Genomic DNA, 14374 nt, shown 5'->3' on the forward strand with positions numbered 1-14374 from the left:
ACAGCGCAATGACACTGGAGAACAAGGTCGCCGTCGTCACCGGAGGAGCCTCGGGCATCGGCGAGGCCGTCACCCGGCTCTTCGTCGAGCGGGGCGCCCGGGTCGTGGTCGTCGACCTCCAGCAGGAGGCCGGGGACGCCGTCGTCGCCGATCTCGGAGACGCGGTGACGTTCCTCCGGGGCGACGTCTCCGACCGGGCGGTCGCCGACCTGGCGGTGGCCACCGCCGTCGAGCGCTTCGGCGGCCTGGACATCCTGGTGAACAACGCCAGCGCCTCGCGCGTACGGCCCTTCACCGAGCAGACCGAGGACGACTGGAAGCTCGCCCTGGACTCCGGGCTCTTCGCCACCCGCAACTTCATGCTCGCCGCGTACCCCGAGCTCCGCAAGAACCGGGGCGCGGTGATCAACTTCGGCTCGGGCGCGGGCATCGACGGCCAGCCGAACCAGGCCTCGTACGCCGCCGCGAAGGAGGCGATCCGCGGACTGAGCCGGGTCGTCGCCAACGAGTGGGCGGCCGACCAGATCCGCGTCAACGTCGTCGCGCCGATGGCGAGGACCGCGGGCGTCGCCGCCTGGGCCGAGGCCAACCCCGAGCAGTACGCCCTCTCCGCCGCCAAGGTCCCGCTCGGCCGCTTCGGGGACCCGCGCACGGACGTCGCCCCCGTCATCGCGTTCCTGGCGAGCGACGACGCCCGTTACATCACCGGCCAGACCCTGATGGCCGACGGCGGCGCGATCAAGCTCCGCTGACCGCGTCCGGGCCCGCCGCCTCCGCGACCCGGGAGCGGCGGGCCCCGGCGCGCGCCACCGCCCCCGCGCACACCAGTGCCGGGGCCGCCGCCAGTGCGAAGCACAGGGAGAGCGGCAGCCGGTCCACGAGCAGGCCGACCACGGCCGTACCGCCCGACGAACCGGCGTTGAACGCGGTGTTCACCCAGGCGCCCGCCTGGGTGCGCCGGGCGGCGTCCACGGACTCGTCGGCGATCAGATACGCGGTCGTGAGCGCCGGGGCGACGAACAGCCCGGCGACCGCGACGACGGCGACCAGCACATACAGATGCGGCGACACACCGGCCACCATCAGCGCCGCGCCCAGCGCGGCGGCCACCACCGGAAGCCGCACCCCGCTCGCCGACTTCCACCGCACCGCCCCGTAGGCCAGGCCGCCGACGGCGCTCCCGGCCGAGAGGGCCGCCAGCACCCAGGACACCGCCGCCGGACGCTGGAGCTGCTCGGTGAACGCCACCACCAGCAGATCGAGCGCTCCGAGGCAGAGGCCCACGGCGGCCGTCACCACGACCGCGTGGCGCAGCGCGACGATGCCGTGCAAGCGCAGCCGGGGTGCGGCCGGCCCGTCGGTCGGGGGCCGCACCGTGCGGGCGCGGGACACCGCGGGTGACGACACCAGCGCCGACGCCCCCACGAACACGAGCACCGCACCGGCCAGGACGCCGACGGCCGGTTCGGCGGTCGTCACCACGATCCCCACCAGCAACGGGCCTGTCACATACAGCAGTTCCTCGGCGACGCCGTCCAGGCTGTACGCGCGCTGCAGCAGCTCGCGGTCGGGAACGAGGGCGCTCCACAGCGTCCGCATCACCGGCCCGAGCGGCGGCGTGCAGGCCCCCGCGGCGACGGCCAGGGCACCCAGGACGAGCGGCGGCACCCCCGGCCGCCAGGCGGCCAGCGCGATCACGGTGAGCAGCGCGGCGTACAGCCCGGCCATCGGCGGCAGGACCCGGCGCGGCCCGTGCCGGTCGATCAGCGCGGCACGCGCGGGGGAGAGGGCGACGCTCGCGGCCCCGAACACCGCCATCGCCCCGCCGGCCGCGGCGTACGAGCCGGTGGCGTCCTTGATCGTGAGCAGGAGGGAGAGAGGGACGATTCCGTACGAGAGCCGCCCCAGCAGCGCGGCCCCGAAGGTGCGGGCGGCGTGCGGGGTGCGGAGCACGGCGGCGTACGAAGGCGCGCGCGAGGGCGCGGAAGGAGCGAGCACGATGACTTTCCTCGTGAAGGCGGCGCGAGGACGCGGCGCCGCGGGCATGCGGGGACACCGGAGTGCCGCACCCGGGACGAGGGGTGCGGTCAGTGCGGGGTCCTACGCACGAGGAAGGAGCATGCGGGCAAATTAGCAGAGCGCGCGACGCGGCGGCAGGGGCTCCCTAGCCGGTGATGTCCTCATTGGCCGCCAGTACGGCCTCCGTGGCCGCGTCCAGCCGGGGCAGGAACCCGAGGACGGCCGAACGCCGCTCCAGCAGATCGGCGGTACCGGTGATCCCGGTGAGTCCGGCCAGGGCCGCCTCGAACGCCGGCAGCCGCGCCCTGTGCAGCGCGGGAGCGTCCACGGCCAGGACCGCGTGGCAGCGGGCCAGCGTCGCGATGATCCAGAACACCGCCTCGCGGTGCTCACCGCGGTCGATCAGCTCCAGGCTGCCGTCGACGGCGATGGGCCGCGCCTGCCCGGTGAGGTCGCTGCTGAAGAAGAACGGGGTGCGCGCCACCGGGACCGTGGCGTCGAACGTCCGGGTCAGCTCGTCCACATGCCGGCGCACCACGCGCTCGGAGACATCGGCGCAGCCGAGGAGCGCCAGCAGCTCCCGGTAGAGCTCCGGCTGTCCGTACGCGGTGAGGACGTCGCGCGCGGCGCGGTAGCGCAGCCGGACGGTGGGGTTGCGCAGTGCGGCGACGAGCAGGACGTGGGTGGTGACCCCGGTGGGGAACATCCAGGCCGGCACCTGTTCGTGAAGGGGCGCGGACGCGTCGAACGCGGCGAGGCGGCCCACGACGCGGCGCCTGGCGTCCAGGCACCGGCGGCGTACCTGGCTCCGCTCGGCGAACCGGGGCGCGACGGCCGCGTACAGGGCGCGCAGCCCGCCGGTGGGATCGTCGATGACCGTGTCCGTACGGAAGCTGCCCGCCAGATGGTACGAGCCCAGCACGGCCTCCGGGTCGCGCAGCTCGGCCCACGGTACGTAGGTGATCTCCAACAGCGCGTTCCCGTAACGGAGTTTGCCGGGCTTGGCCGGTGGCGCGTCCTGCTCCGTGACGACCACGACGTCGACGTCGGACGAGGCGGGCAGCTCGGCGTCGTCGGGCCGGCCGACGGTCGACCCGCTGAAGTACGCCCCGCGGTAGCCCGGGGCGGGACGGGCGTGGGCGGCCACCCAGCGGACCGCGGCGGCGCGTGCGGTCCCGACCTTCACGACGGGACTCCCCGGGACCGGTCCGGCCGGGCGGGTCCGGGGCCGTGGGCGAGGACCGTCGCCCCGACCCGGTCGCGCCGTCCGGCTTCGGCCCGGCCGGCGGCGGCCCCGCAGGCCGTCGCCATGTCCCGCGGGTCGTCGGTCGCGGCGGCGGATCCCGCGCGTGCGCTGCCCTGGGCGTCGTCGATCAGCGCGCTGAGGCTCATCGTCGTCCCTCCTCGTCGTCCTGCCGCACGGCGGGTACCGCGGTCAGGGGAAGCCGGACCAGGGTAGGCGTCCGGGCCCCTCAGGACAGGCGGCCCGGCCGGCTGTCCTGAGGGGCCCGTTCCAGATCATGACCGGGAGTGGGGCATGGCCGGGCGTGGGGCCGATGTCCGTTCCGGTCCGCGGGAAGGGCCTCCCTCTCGTGCTCGGTCAAGCGCATACAGTGAATCTATGAATTGCGAAATTCGGCAATTCACTACATGCTGTGGTGGCTGCGCCGGCGGGTATCCGCGGGCACAGCGCCGAGGGCGAAGGGAGTCCGTGACCGTGCCGGTTCCGCTGTATCAGGCCAAGGCCGAGTTCTTCCGGATGCTCGGGCACCCCGTGCGGATACGGGTTCTGGAGCTGTTGCAGGACGGCCGGATGCCGGTCCGCGACCTGCTGGCGGCGATCGGGGTGGAGCCTTCGGCGCTGTCCCAGCAACTGGCGGTGCTGCGCCGTTCGGGCATCGTCTCCTCCGCGCGGGAGGGCTCGACGGTGGTCTACGAGCTGGCGGGCGGCGACGTGGCGGAGCTGATGCGTGCGGCGCGGCGGATCCTGACCGAGATGCTGGCCGGGCAGAACCAGCTGCTGGCGGAGTTGCGGGAAGCCGAGGTCCCGGCGCGGTGAGCCTGTTGATGGCCCGGTCATGGCACCGGGTGCGGTCACTGCTGCCCGCCCGCGCGGACTTCGCCGTCATGGCCCGCGACCCGCGGCGCGATCTGCTCGCCGGCCTCACCGTGGCGATCGTGGCGTTGCCGCTCGCGCTCGGCTTCGGGGTCTCCTCCGGCCTGGGCGCCGAGGCGGGACTGGCCACCGCTGTCGTCGCCGGTGCGCTCGCCGCGCTTTTCGGCGGCTCCCACCTCCAGGTGTCCGGGCCGACCGGCGCGATGACGGTGGTGCTGGTGCCGATCGTCGCGGAGTACGGGCCGGGCGGCGTGCTGACCGTCGGGCTGATGGCCGGCGTGCTGCTGATCACGCTGGCCCTCCTGAAGGCCGGCCGCTCCATGCGCTACATCCCGGCGCCCGTGGTGGAGGGCTTCACCCTCGGCATCGCGTGCGTGATCGGATTGCAGCAGGTCCCGAACGCCCTCGGGGTGCCCCAACCCGAGGGCGACAAGGTCCTGGTGGTGGCGTGGAGGGCCGTCGAGGCGTTCGTACGGACACCGGACTGGACCGCGACGGCGCTGGCCCTCGCGGTGGCGGCCGTGATGCTGCTCGGTGCCCGGTGGCGGCCCGCCGTCCCGTTCTCGATCGTCGGCGTCGTCGCCGCGACGCTGGCCGCCCAGATCTTCCACCTGGACGCGGCCCCGATCGGCGACCTGCCGTCCGGGCTGCCCGCGCCGTCGCTCGCCTTCCTCGACCTGTCCGCACTGGGCTCGCTGCTCGGCCCGGCCGTGGCGGTCGCCGCGCTCGCCGCGCTGGAGTCGCTGCTGTCGGCCACGGTCGCCGACGGCATGACGGTGGGCCAGAAGCACGACCCGGACAAGGAGCTCTTCGGGCAGGGCGTCGCGAACCTGGCCGCCCCGCTGTTCGGCGGTGTGCCCGCCACCGCGGCGATCGCCCGTACCGCCGTCAACGTCCGCAGCGGTGCCGGCTCCCGCCTCGCCTCCCTGACCCACGCCGCCGTCCTCGCGGTGATCGTGTTCGCCGCCGCCCCGCTCGTCTCCAGAATTCCCCTGGCCGCGCTCGCCGGGGTGCTGCTGGCCACCGCGATCCGCATGGTGGAGATCGGCGCGCTCCGGGCCATGGTCAGGGCGACCCGTTCGGACGCGGTCGTGCTGGTCCTGACGGCCGTGGCCACCCTCGTCCTCGACCTCGTCCACGCGGTCGTCATCGGCCTGCTCGTCGCGGGCGCCCTCGCGCTGAGGGCGGTCGCCCAGCACGCCCGGATGGACCAGGTCGACTTCACGGCCGATGTGCCGGGCCAGCACAGCGACGAGGAGCACGCGCTGCCGGCCGAGCACGTCGTCGCCTACCGCATCGACGGACCGGTGTTCTTCGCGGGTGCCCATCGCTTCCTCCTGGAGCTCTCCGAGGTCGCCGACGTCCGCGTGGTGATCCTGCGCATGTCACGGATCTCGACGATGGACGCCACCGGGGCCCTGGTCCTCAAGGACGCCGTGGAGAAGCTGGACCGGCGCGGCATCGCCGTACTGACCTCGGGCATCCGTCCCGGCCAGCGCCGCGCCCTCGCCTCGGTCGGCGCGCTGGACCTGCTGCGCCGGGACGGGCGCGAGTACGCCACCACACCGGAGGCGATCGCCGGGGCCCGCGCCCATCTGCGTCAGGCCGGGCTCCTGCCCGCCGTGCCCGCCACCGCACTCGTCACCGAAGAGGCCTCCTGATGCCCACGCGCCGGCCGTACGACATCCCGGTACGCATCCGCCCGCAGACCGCCGCGGCGTCGCGCCCGGCCCACGCCGGGGCCGCCCGGTGAGCAGCCGACTCCAGGGTCTCCCGTTGCGGCATGTACTGACGCTGCCCGCGATGGGCTCCGCCGTGCGGATCGCCCGCGAGACCACCGAACAGGTCCTGACCGAGTGGGGCGTCAGCCGGCATCACCCCACGGTCGATCCGGCGCTGCTGATCCTGTCCGAGCTGGTCACCAACAGCGTCCGGCACGCCGCCGCGCTGTCCCCGAACGTCACCGTCATCTACGCGGCCGGTCCGGACACGTTCGCGTTCGCCGTGCACGACCGGCACCCCTGCCGGCCTCCGCTCCTCGCGGCGACCACCCGTACGCGCGGCGGCGGGCTGGGCACCGTCATGGAACTCACCCTCGGCCTCGGTGGCACCGCAGTCGTCCGGGGCGACGCGGACGGCCAGGGCAAGAGCATCTGGATCACCCTCCCGCTGTGAACGACAGCCACCGATCCCCGCACAAGAACGATCAGAGAAGGAACCACCATGAGCGATGTGACCGAGACGCTGCCGCCGTGCCCCGAGTGCTCCGGCGTGTACACCTACGAGATGGGCGCGCTGCTGGTCTGTCCCGAATGCGGTCATGAGTGGTCGCCCGCCTCGGCCGGACCCGCGGCCGGCACCGCGGACGACGGACTCGTCAGGGACGCGGTCGGGAACGTGCTCGCCGACGGCGACACGGTGACGGTGACCAGGACGCTGAAGGTCAAGGGAAGCCCGGGCGGAATCAAGGCCGGCACCAAGGTACGCAACATCCGCCTGGTGGACGGTGTGGACGGCCACGACATCGACTGCAGAATCGAAGGCTTCGGCGCCATGCAGCTCAAGTCCGCCGTGGTCAGGAAGGCCTGACCGGGCCTCCCGGCACGCGGCGGCGGGACGGGCGCCGCTTCGCCGCCGCGCCCCGACGGGCGGCACCCGGCACGGCCGTTCCCGGCGGTCCCGAGGTCACGGCCTCGGTGTGAGGGCGCGATGATGGTCCCATGGTGAAGTGTTCTGAGGTGGATGCGGTGCGCGGTACTCGCCCGTCAGCGGCCGGCCGGACCCCCGGCCGGCCGGCGGACCGGGCCGGGGCGGGGTCCGGCCGGTGAGCGCGCCGCTGTACCAGCTCAAGGCGGAGTTCTTCAAGACCCTCGGCCACCCGGTGCGCATCCGCGTGCTGGAACTCCTCAGCCGACGCGAGCACGCCGTCTCCGAGATGCTGTCCGAGATCGGCGTCGAAGCGGCGCACCTCTCCCAGCAACTGGCCGTCCTGCGCCGGGCCAACCTGGTCGTCCCCCGTCGTGAGGGCTCCGCCGTGTACTACTCGCTGACCAACCCGCAGACGGCGGAGTTGCTGCGGGTGGCGCGCACCATCCTGTCCGGCGTGCTGACGGGCCAGGCCGAACTGCTGGCCGACCTCCAGGCCGCCGACCCCGACCCCGGCACCGGGCCCCGGCGGCGCGGGCCGGCCCCTCGGTGAAGGGCGGCCGGGGCCTCGGTGAAGGGCGGCCGGGACCCTCGTCTCACACCCCCAGCAGCCCCGAGGTGTCGAGCACCTGACGGATCGCCCGGCCCGAAGCCAGCTCCTCCATCGCGTGGTTGACCTCGTCCAGCACGAGGGTGCCGGTGTGCATCTCCTCCACCGGCATCAGCCCCGCCCGCCACAGGTCCAGGAACCGGGGGATGTCGCGGCGCGGGACCGCGTCACCCATGTACGAGCCCAGCAGCGACTTGCCCTCGCCCGCGAAGGCCAGGGCCGGGACCTCCAGCACCCGGTCCGGGGCGGGCAGGCCCACCGAGACGACCTTGCCACCGCGGGCCACCGCCGCCAGGCACTCGGCCATGACCTTCGGGCTGCCCACGGCCTCCACCGCCACCTCCGCCCCGCCGGACGTCAGTTCACGGATCGCCACGAGCGCCTCGTCGGGGGCGTACGTGTGGGTCGCGCCCAGCCGCAGGGCCAGCGCGCGCTTCTCCGGGACCGGGTCGACGGCGACGATCGGGTACGCGCCGGCCGCCCGTGCCCCGAGCACGGCCGACAGGCCCACGCCGCCCAGACCGTAGACCACGGCCGACTGGCCGGGGCGCAAGGCGGCCGTGTTGATGACCGCGCCGGCGCCCGTCAGGACCGCGCAGCCGAACATCGAGGCCACGGTGAACGGGATGTCGCGGGGGATCGGCACCACGGACTCCTGGGCCACCACCGCGTACGAGGAGAACGCCGAGACGCCCAGTTGGTGGTGGACCGTGGCGCCGGCGGCGTCCGTCAGCAGGGAGGGGCCGTGCAGCAGGGCGCCGGAGCCGTTCGCCGCGGCGGCCTGCGCGCACAGGGCGGGGCGACCCGCCGCGCAGTCGGCGCAGAAGCCGCAGCTCGGCACGAAGACCAGGGCCACATGGTCACCGGGAACGATCCGGTGGACGCCGGGCCCGGTCTCCTCGACCACCCCGACCGCCTCGTGGCCCAGGGCCATGGGCAGCGGCCGGACGCGGTCGCCGTTGACGACCGAGAGGTCCGAGTGGCACAGGGAGGCGGCGGCGACCCGGACCAGGACCTCGCCCTCGCGCGGGGCCCCGAGGTCCAGCTCCTCCACCTCGACCGGACGGGTCCGCGTGTAGGGCCGGTCCGTCGATATCCCGCGCAGCACCACCGCGCGGGTCTTCACGCGGTCACCCCGTCCCGGGGCGCGCAGCGCAGGACGTCGCGGCTCTCCAGGAGCGGGACGACCTTCCCGAGCACGATCTCCTGGAAGTGCGGCGTCGCGCAGTGCGCGGTGAAGTCGGCCTCGGTCGCGTACTCCTCGTAGAGCACGATCGCCCGCGGGTCCTCGGTCCCCTGATGGACCCGGTAGCCGAGGTTGCCGGGCTCCTCGCGGGAGGCGGCGGCCATGGTGTCGAGGAGCGGGAGGACGGTGTCCTGCTCGCCGGGCTTTGTGCGGTAACGGGCGACGACTACGTAGGTCACGGTGGTACTACTCCTGGGGTGGGACGGGCCTCTTGAGTGCGGCCGGCGGGACCGGCGGCAGCTGGTCGCGGCGCAGATGCCAGAGGCGGGGGTCGGACGTGGCGGCCGCGGCCGACCCGAGGGCCAGCGCGAGCGCCACGTCCGCGGGGCACTCCACGAAGCCCGCGGCCACCGACGGGGACATCGCGCGCTGGGCCTGCGCGCTCATCCGGGCGATGATCGGGGCGGGCATGATCTCGACCAGGTCCGGCGCCCCGCGCGAGATCGCGTCCGTGGAGCGGCGCAGATTGGACCGGTCGGTGACGAACACCTTCATCATCGTCAGCAGGCCGAGCGGCCGGCCCTTCTCTATGAGCGAGAGCCGGGTGCTGACCACGCCGTGCGCGCCCATGTTCTTGATGAACTCCAGCGCGCCCCGGTCCTGAGCCAGACCGGGGCTGCTGTCCACGTTCACGAACACGAGCTTCCCCGCCCGGCCCAGCGCCGGCACGACCTGGGGCAGCTGCCCCACGGCGAACGACGCGAGGATGCACACCCTGGCCGGTGCGGTCAGGAACTGCCGCAGCGGCTGGGTGCCGACGACCGACGCGATCACGGGCACCTCGGCGWWCGCCGAGGTGAGCCGCGGATCGAGCGGGACACCGGACCGGGACGGGGAAGGGGTCATGGCAAAGCCTGCCTGGAAGAGGGCTGGGTCAGTTCAGCGGAGACGTACCGAATCGGCTGGGAAGGCCCAGTTTGCCAGGGTTGAGAATGCCGGCCGGGTCCAGGGCTGCCTTCACCGCGACGAACGTCGCGAAGCCCGCGCCCAGCGATTCCTGCAGGTAGGGGCCGCGCAGCAGTCCGCAGCCGTGGTGGTGGCTGAGCGCCGCCGCGTGCCTGATCAGGACGGCGTTCGCCGCGTCCCACACCGAGCGGTACCAGTCGCGCCGCGCCTCGGGCGCCACGTCGCCGCGCAGCGAGAAGTACACGCAGGCACCGTCGGTGTACGCGTGCGACTGGTGGGCGGACGCTGCCAGGGTGCCGGGCACCGCCTGGATCGCGGCGACCACCTCGTCGTAGATGACCGGGAGGCCGGCCCAGGAAGCGGCCATCTCCAGGGTGTCGGCGACGAAGCCCGGACCCGGCGTGAAGCCGTCCGCGGACTTGCCGACGATCATCCGCTCGTCCAGCCAGCGCTCGAAGACCGCCTTGGAGTCCAGCTCGGGGCCGTACTCCGAGCAGACCTCGGCCGCCACCTTGATCGAGGCGTCCACGATCGCCGGGTCGCCCTCGTCGGCGATCAGCAGGAGGTTGGTCTCCGGGTGGCCGAAGTGCGTGCCCGACTCCAGGGTGTCGTACAGCCGCAGGACGGCCGGGGTCGCGCCGCGCTGCATGATCTTGCGGCACGCGTCCAGGCCCTCGGCGAAGGTCTCGAAGCCGAAGGCGACGGCGTTCGCGTACTCGGGCAGCGGGTGGACGCGCAGCCGGGCGCCGACGATGACGCCGAGGGTGCCCTCGGAGCCGATGAACAGCTGGCGCAGGTCCGGGCCGACCGCCGCGCGGGCGTAGTCGCCGTAAGTGGCGCGGGTGCCGTCCGCGTGGATCACGTCCACGCCCACGACCATGTCCTCGATCTTGCCGTAGCGCGTGGAGAGCTGGCCGGCGCCGCGGCAGGCGATCCAGCCGCCGACCGTGGAGACGGCGAACGCGGACGGCCAGTGGCCCGTCGTGACGCCGTACTCCTCCTGGAGCTGCTTCTCGAAGAGGTCGCCGAACATACCGGCCTGGACGTCCACCACGTTCGACTCGGCGTCGAAGCCGGTGATCCGGTTCAGCCCGCACACGTCCAGGACGACCCCGCCGAAGACGGGCAGCGCCGCCCCCGTGACGTTGGAGCGGCCAGCGGACGGGGTGACCGGGATGCCCGCCGCGTGGCAGATCCGCAGCACGGCGGCGATCTGGTCCGCGTCGGCCGCCTCGACGATCACGGCGTCCGGCGTCGCGGGACGGCCCTCGGTCTCGCCGATCATCGAACCGGCCCACCAGTCACGGGTCCGGGTGACGACCTCGTCGCGCTCCACGTGCACGGCGTGCGCGACGTCGCGCAGCGCCTCGACCACGGACCCGGGGACCTCGACCGGGTTGTTCTGGAGCGCGGCCTCGCCGTCGCCGATGGGGGTGTTCCGCGCCCACTTGGCGAAACTGGGCGCGCCGATCGTGTAGTTGCCCCGGTTGAACGGGTGGGTGATGGTCTGACGGCTGATCATGCTGCTGCCCCTTCGAGGAGTACGGACTTTTCGTGACGGACGGCCGCGAGGTAGTCGGAGACGGAACGCTCCACCTCGGCCTCCGTGAGGTTCAGTTCGCGGCCGAGGATCGCGCCGACCGCGCCCGCCGCGTCGGCGGAGGCGTCGCGGGCGAAGAGCCGGGCGCGCAGCCGTCGGGAGAGGACGTCGTCGACCGAGCGGGCCAGCTCGGCCCGGGCCGCGTAGACGACCTCGGCCTTCGTGTAGGGGAGTCCCGTGACGACGGGCTCCGCCAGCGCCGGGTCCTCCTGGATCAGGTCGCCGACGAAACGCGCCTCGGTGCCGAAGCGCTCGCCCAGGTGCGCGGCGATGCCGCCGGAGGCGGCCACGGCCTCGGCGTCGTAACCGGCGCCGCCGAGCAGCGGAAGGTCCGTGGTGCGGCTCTTCGCCTTGCGGCCGAGGACGGTCATCACCTTGTCGATCACGAGCTCGCCCATGTGCCGGCTGGTGGTGAGCTTGCCGCCGGTCACCGTGACCATGCCGGTGCGGCCGATGCTGATGTGGTGGTCGCGCCGCATGTCGAGCGTCGCGCCCTCCTTGCCGCCGACCAGGGGACGCAGCCCGCCGATGGAGCCGACCACGTCGTCCGGGGTGAGCTTGCCCTCGAAGGCGGTGTTGGCGCCCTCCAGCAGGAAGTCCATCTCCTGGCGCGTGCAGTGCACGTCGTCGGGGGAGCCCTGGTAGTCCTCGTCCGTGGTGCCCAGCACGACGCTGTTGCCCCAGCGGGTGCACGTCGCGCGGCGGGCCCGGCCGGGGATCGGCACGGTGACCGTGCAGTTGATCCGTACCTTGTCCCACGGCACCACGATGTGCACGCCCTTGGCGGGGCGGACCTGCGGCCGGTGGCCGTCGACGGCCTTCGCGTCCAGCTCGTCGGTCCACACGCCGGTGGCGTTGACGACCGCCCGCGCCCGGATGTCGACGCTGTCACCGTCCACCTCGACCCGGGCCCCGGCGACCTTGCCCGCGCGCATCAGCAGGCCCTCGGCCTTCGCCCCGTTGAGGACGGTCGCGCCGAGCGCCGCGGCGGTACGCACGATGGTCAGGACGAGACGGGCGTCGTCGGTACGGGCGTCGAAGTACATCAGCCCGCCCTGGAGGTTCTCCGCGCGCAGCGTCGGCGCCTGCGCGAGGACCTCCGGGACGGTCAGCCGCTGGTGGAGCTTGCCGATCCGCCAGCCGCCGACCAGGTCGTACGTCCACAGCAGCCCCTCGAAGCCCTTGGCCAGGCGCGCGTCGAAGATGCCCTCCTTCTCCAGGATCGGGAAGAGGAACGGCAGCCGGTGCACCAGGTGCGGGGCGTTCTTGCGGAAGCGGTGCCGCTCCAGGAGCGAGTGGCGTACGAGGTTGACGTTGCCCTGCTCGATGTAGCGCAGCCCCCCGTGCACCATCTTCGAGGACTTCGACGACGTGCCCGAGGCGAAGTCGTCCTTCTCGACCAGCGCCGCGCGCAGCCCGCGCGAGGCGGCGTCCAGCACGGCGTACGCCCCGGTGATGCCGCCGCCGATGACGAGGACGTCGTACGTGTCGTCGGCCAGCTGCCGCTTGGCCGCGGCGCGGTCGAGCAGCAGGGGCGTGCGGCGGGTCGCCGCGGCGCTGCGCCGCGGTTTCCGGGCGGGCATGGTGATCACAACATCAACTCCTGGTGGTTCGGTGCGGCGGCCGCGTGGTCGGGTGTCCGGCCGCCGCCTGCTGACGGTGAGGGGCCGTCAGTGGGGGGTGTGAGCGGGGTCCTTGAGGTGGCCGGTCAGCACCTCGCGCCAGGCGGCCCGCTGTTCGGCGCGTTCGTCCGCACCGGTGGCGGGTTCGAAGACCTGGCCGCGCGGCTGCGCCTCGACGACCTCTTCGAGCGAGCCCCACAGGCCCTGGGCGACCCCGGCCAGATAGGCGGTCCCGCGCAGACTGGCGGTCGCCGAGTCGGCGACGCGTTCCAGCGGCAGCCCGGTCAGGTCGGCCTGGATCCGCATGAGGGGGTCGCTGCCCGCGACACCGCCGCCCACCCGGAGCCGGGTGAACGGGGCGCCCATCGTGCCGGCGACCCCGTCGACGAGGTCGCACACGGAGTGCGCGATCCCGTCGAGCACGGCCCGGGCCAGATCGGCGCGGGTGGTGGCGAGGGTGAGCCCGGTGAGGGCGGCAGTGGCCTCCGGGTGCCAGACCGGTGTGCGGACCCCCGCGAGCGCCGGGACGAAGCGCGGGGTGCGGCCCGGCCGGGTGGGGACCCGGCCGGCCTCCTCGCCGAGCTCCTTCGGCGAGGCGAACAGGCCCAGGTCGTCGCAGAGCCAGCGCAGCGCCGAACCCGCCGTGGAGGTGTAGGCCTCCAGGCTGTAGTGGCTGATGTCGCCCTGCCGCCGGCCGGGCTGGGCGAGCACCCCGGAGATGTCCGGCCGGGGCAGGGCGGGCGTGGTGCCGGTCGCCGCGTCGACGAACGCGCCGGTCCCGTACATGCACATGCCCTGCCCGGCGGCGAGGCCGCCGAGCGCGATCAGTGCGGCGTGCTGGTCGCCCATGGAAGCGGCCAGCGGGACGGCGATGCCGAGGGCGGCCGGGTCGGTCGTGCCGAATCCGGCGTCGTCCGAGCGGAGTTCGGGCAGCAGGTCGAGGGGGAAGCCGAGATGGCTGATCCACTCCTCGTCCCAGGCGTGCCGCTCCAGCAGGTAACCCCCGCTGGACGCGGCGTTGGTCGGGGTGGTGGCGTGCACGGCGCCGCCGGTCAGGCGCCAGATCAGCCAGGTGTCGACGGTACCGAACAGCAGCCGGCCCTCGCGGTGGGCGGCGGCCGCCTCCGGATGCGCGGCGATCTGCCGGGCGGCCCAGAGGAACGGTGCGCGGGCGCCGACCGGACGGCCCTGACGGGCGGTGAGAACGGCGTCCCACCGCGCCTCGTACGCGGTGAGCTCTGCGGCGTACCGCCGGTCCTGCCACACCACGGCGGGCAGCAGCGGCTGCCCGGTGACCCGGTCCCAGAGCATCGCGGTGGCCCGCTGGGTGGAGAGCGCGACGGCGGTGACGGCGATGCCGTCCGCCCGGGCGGCGCCGACGGCCCGGCGCGCCACGTCGAGCGTGGCGGTCCAGATCTCCATCGGATCCTGCTCGACCGAGAGGTCGTCCGGATGGCTGACCTCGATCGAGCGGTAGAACACCTCGTGCGCCGCGCCGGAGTCGAGGACGACTCCGGCCCGGGTGCCGGTGGTGCCCTCGTCGATGGCCAGCACACCGCGCCGGGGAGCGGCGCCGGGGAGCGTCTGCGTCATTGCGGCCCTTTCATTG

At 73.8% G+C, this 14374-nt stretch carries 15 protein-coding genes; 6 read left to right on the forward strand and 9 right to left on the reverse strand.

The window, feature by feature from the left end:
- Window positions 1–8 precede the first annotated feature (8 nt).
- The gene (locus EAO72_RS38485; RefSeq protein ID WP_148021628.1) at window positions 9–752 is read left to right on the forward strand and encodes an SDR family NAD(P)-dependent oxidoreductase; all 744 of its coding nucleotides are present in this window, start codon (window positions 9–11) and stop codon (window positions 750–752) included.
- On the opposite strand, the gene EAO72_RS38490 is transcribed toward EAO72_RS38485, so the two are convergent.
- The 3 genes from EAO72_RS38490 to EAO72_RS38500 all read right to left on the reverse strand — a co-directional run bounded on the left by EAO72_RS38490 (window position 739) and on the right by EAO72_RS38500 (window position 3411).
- Entirely contained in the window at window positions 739–1998 is a 1260-nt protein-coding gene (locus tag EAO72_RS38490) for an MFS transporter (protein WP_410090534.1), read from the reverse strand. The two genes, EAO72_RS38485 and EAO72_RS38490, sit on opposite strands and share 14 nt — an antisense overlap.
- A 166-nt stretch (window positions 1999–2164) precedes the next feature.
- Entirely contained in the window at window positions 2165–3205 is a 1041-nt protein-coding gene (locus EAO72_RS38495) for a hypothetical protein (RefSeq protein ID WP_148021630.1), read from the reverse strand.
- Window positions 3202–3411 (reverse strand): hypothetical protein, encoded by a 210-nt coding sequence (locus tag EAO72_RS38500; RefSeq protein WP_148021631.1) that lies wholly within the window; start codon window positions 3409–3411, stop codon window positions 3202–3204. Before EAO72_RS38500 ends, EAO72_RS38495 begins: the two co-directional genes overlap by 4 nt.
- Window positions 3412–3736: 325 nt before the next feature.
- On the opposite strand from EAO72_RS38500, the gene EAO72_RS38505 reads away from it, so the two are divergent.
- The 5 genes from EAO72_RS38505 to EAO72_RS38525 all read left to right on the forward strand — a co-directional run bounded on the left by EAO72_RS38505 (window position 3737) and on the right by EAO72_RS38525 (window position 7334).
- Entirely contained in the window at window positions 3737–4078 is a 342-nt protein-coding gene (locus tag EAO72_RS38505; RefSeq protein ID WP_148022279.1) for an ArsR/SmtB family transcription factor, read from the forward strand.
- 8 nt (window positions 4079–4086) lie between these two features.
- Window positions 4087–5796 carry a SulP family inorganic anion transporter gene (locus EAO72_RS38510; RefSeq protein WP_187285429.1) on the forward strand — a complete coding sequence of 570 codons (1710 nt, stop codon included), beginning with the start codon at window positions 4087–4089 and terminating at the stop codon, window positions 5794–5796.
- Between the two features lie 142 nt (window positions 5797–5938).
- Window positions 5939–6310, forward strand: coding sequence for an ATP-binding protein (locus EAO72_RS38515; RefSeq protein WP_261991845.1), 372 nt, complete (start codon window positions 5939–5941; stop codon window positions 6308–6310).
- A gap of 57 nt (window positions 6311–6367) precedes the next feature.
- A complete protein-coding gene (locus EAO72_RS38520; protein WP_315986332.1) occupies window positions 6368–6724 on the forward strand; it encodes a zinc ribbon domain-containing protein YjdM in 357 nt (118 codons plus the stop codon).
- A 235-nt stretch (window positions 6725–6959) separates the two neighbouring features.
- Window positions 6960–7334 (forward strand): ArsR/SmtB family transcription factor, encoded by a 375-nt coding sequence (locus EAO72_RS38525; RefSeq protein WP_148021635.1) that lies wholly within the window; start codon window positions 6960–6962, stop codon window positions 7332–7334.
- 43 nt (window positions 7335–7377) lie between these two features.
- On the opposite strand, the gene EAO72_RS38530 is transcribed toward EAO72_RS38525, so the two are convergent.
- The 6 genes from EAO72_RS38530 to EAO72_RS38555 form a co-directional block, all read right to left on the reverse strand.
- On the reverse strand, window positions 7378–8517 hold the full coding sequence (locus EAO72_RS38530; RefSeq protein WP_148021636.1) for a zinc-binding dehydrogenase: 1140 nt from the start codon (window positions 8515–8517) through the stop codon (window positions 7378–7380).
- On the reverse strand, window positions 8514–8816 hold the full coding sequence (locus EAO72_RS38535; RefSeq protein ID WP_148021637.1) for a putative quinol monooxygenase: 303 nt from the start codon (window positions 8814–8816) through the stop codon (window positions 8514–8516). The genes EAO72_RS38530 and EAO72_RS38535 overlap by 4 nt, the downstream gene beginning before the upstream one ends.
- A 7-nt stretch (window positions 8817–8823) precedes the next feature.
- Window positions 8824–9483, reverse strand: coding sequence for a glycerol-3-phosphate responsive antiterminator (locus EAO72_RS38540; protein WP_148021638.1), 660 nt, complete (start codon window positions 9481–9483; stop codon window positions 8824–8826).
- A 28-nt stretch (window positions 9484–9511) separates the two neighbouring features.
- On the reverse strand, window positions 9512–11065 hold the full coding sequence (locus EAO72_RS38545; RefSeq protein ID WP_148021639.1) for an FAD-binding oxidoreductase: 1554 nt from the start codon (window positions 11063–11065) through the stop codon (window positions 9512–9514).
- Window positions 11062–12735 carry a glycerol-3-phosphate dehydrogenase/oxidase gene (locus tag EAO72_RS38550; protein WP_148021640.1) on the reverse strand — a complete coding sequence of 558 codons (1674 nt, stop codon included), beginning with the start codon at window positions 12733–12735 and terminating at the stop codon, window positions 11062–11064. The genes EAO72_RS38545 and EAO72_RS38550 overlap by 4 nt, the downstream gene beginning before the upstream one ends.
- Window positions 12736–12813: 78 nt before the next feature.
- Window positions 12814–14358 (reverse strand): FGGY family carbohydrate kinase, encoded by a 1545-nt coding sequence (locus tag EAO72_RS38555; protein WP_148021641.1) that lies wholly within the window; start codon window positions 14356–14358, stop codon window positions 12814–12816.
- Window positions 14359–14374 lie beyond the last annotated feature (16 nt).

This window comes from Streptomyces sp. OR43, from assembly GCF_008042275.1.
Lineage (GTDB): Bacteria > Actinomycetota > Actinomycetes > Streptomycetales > Streptomycetaceae > Streptomyces.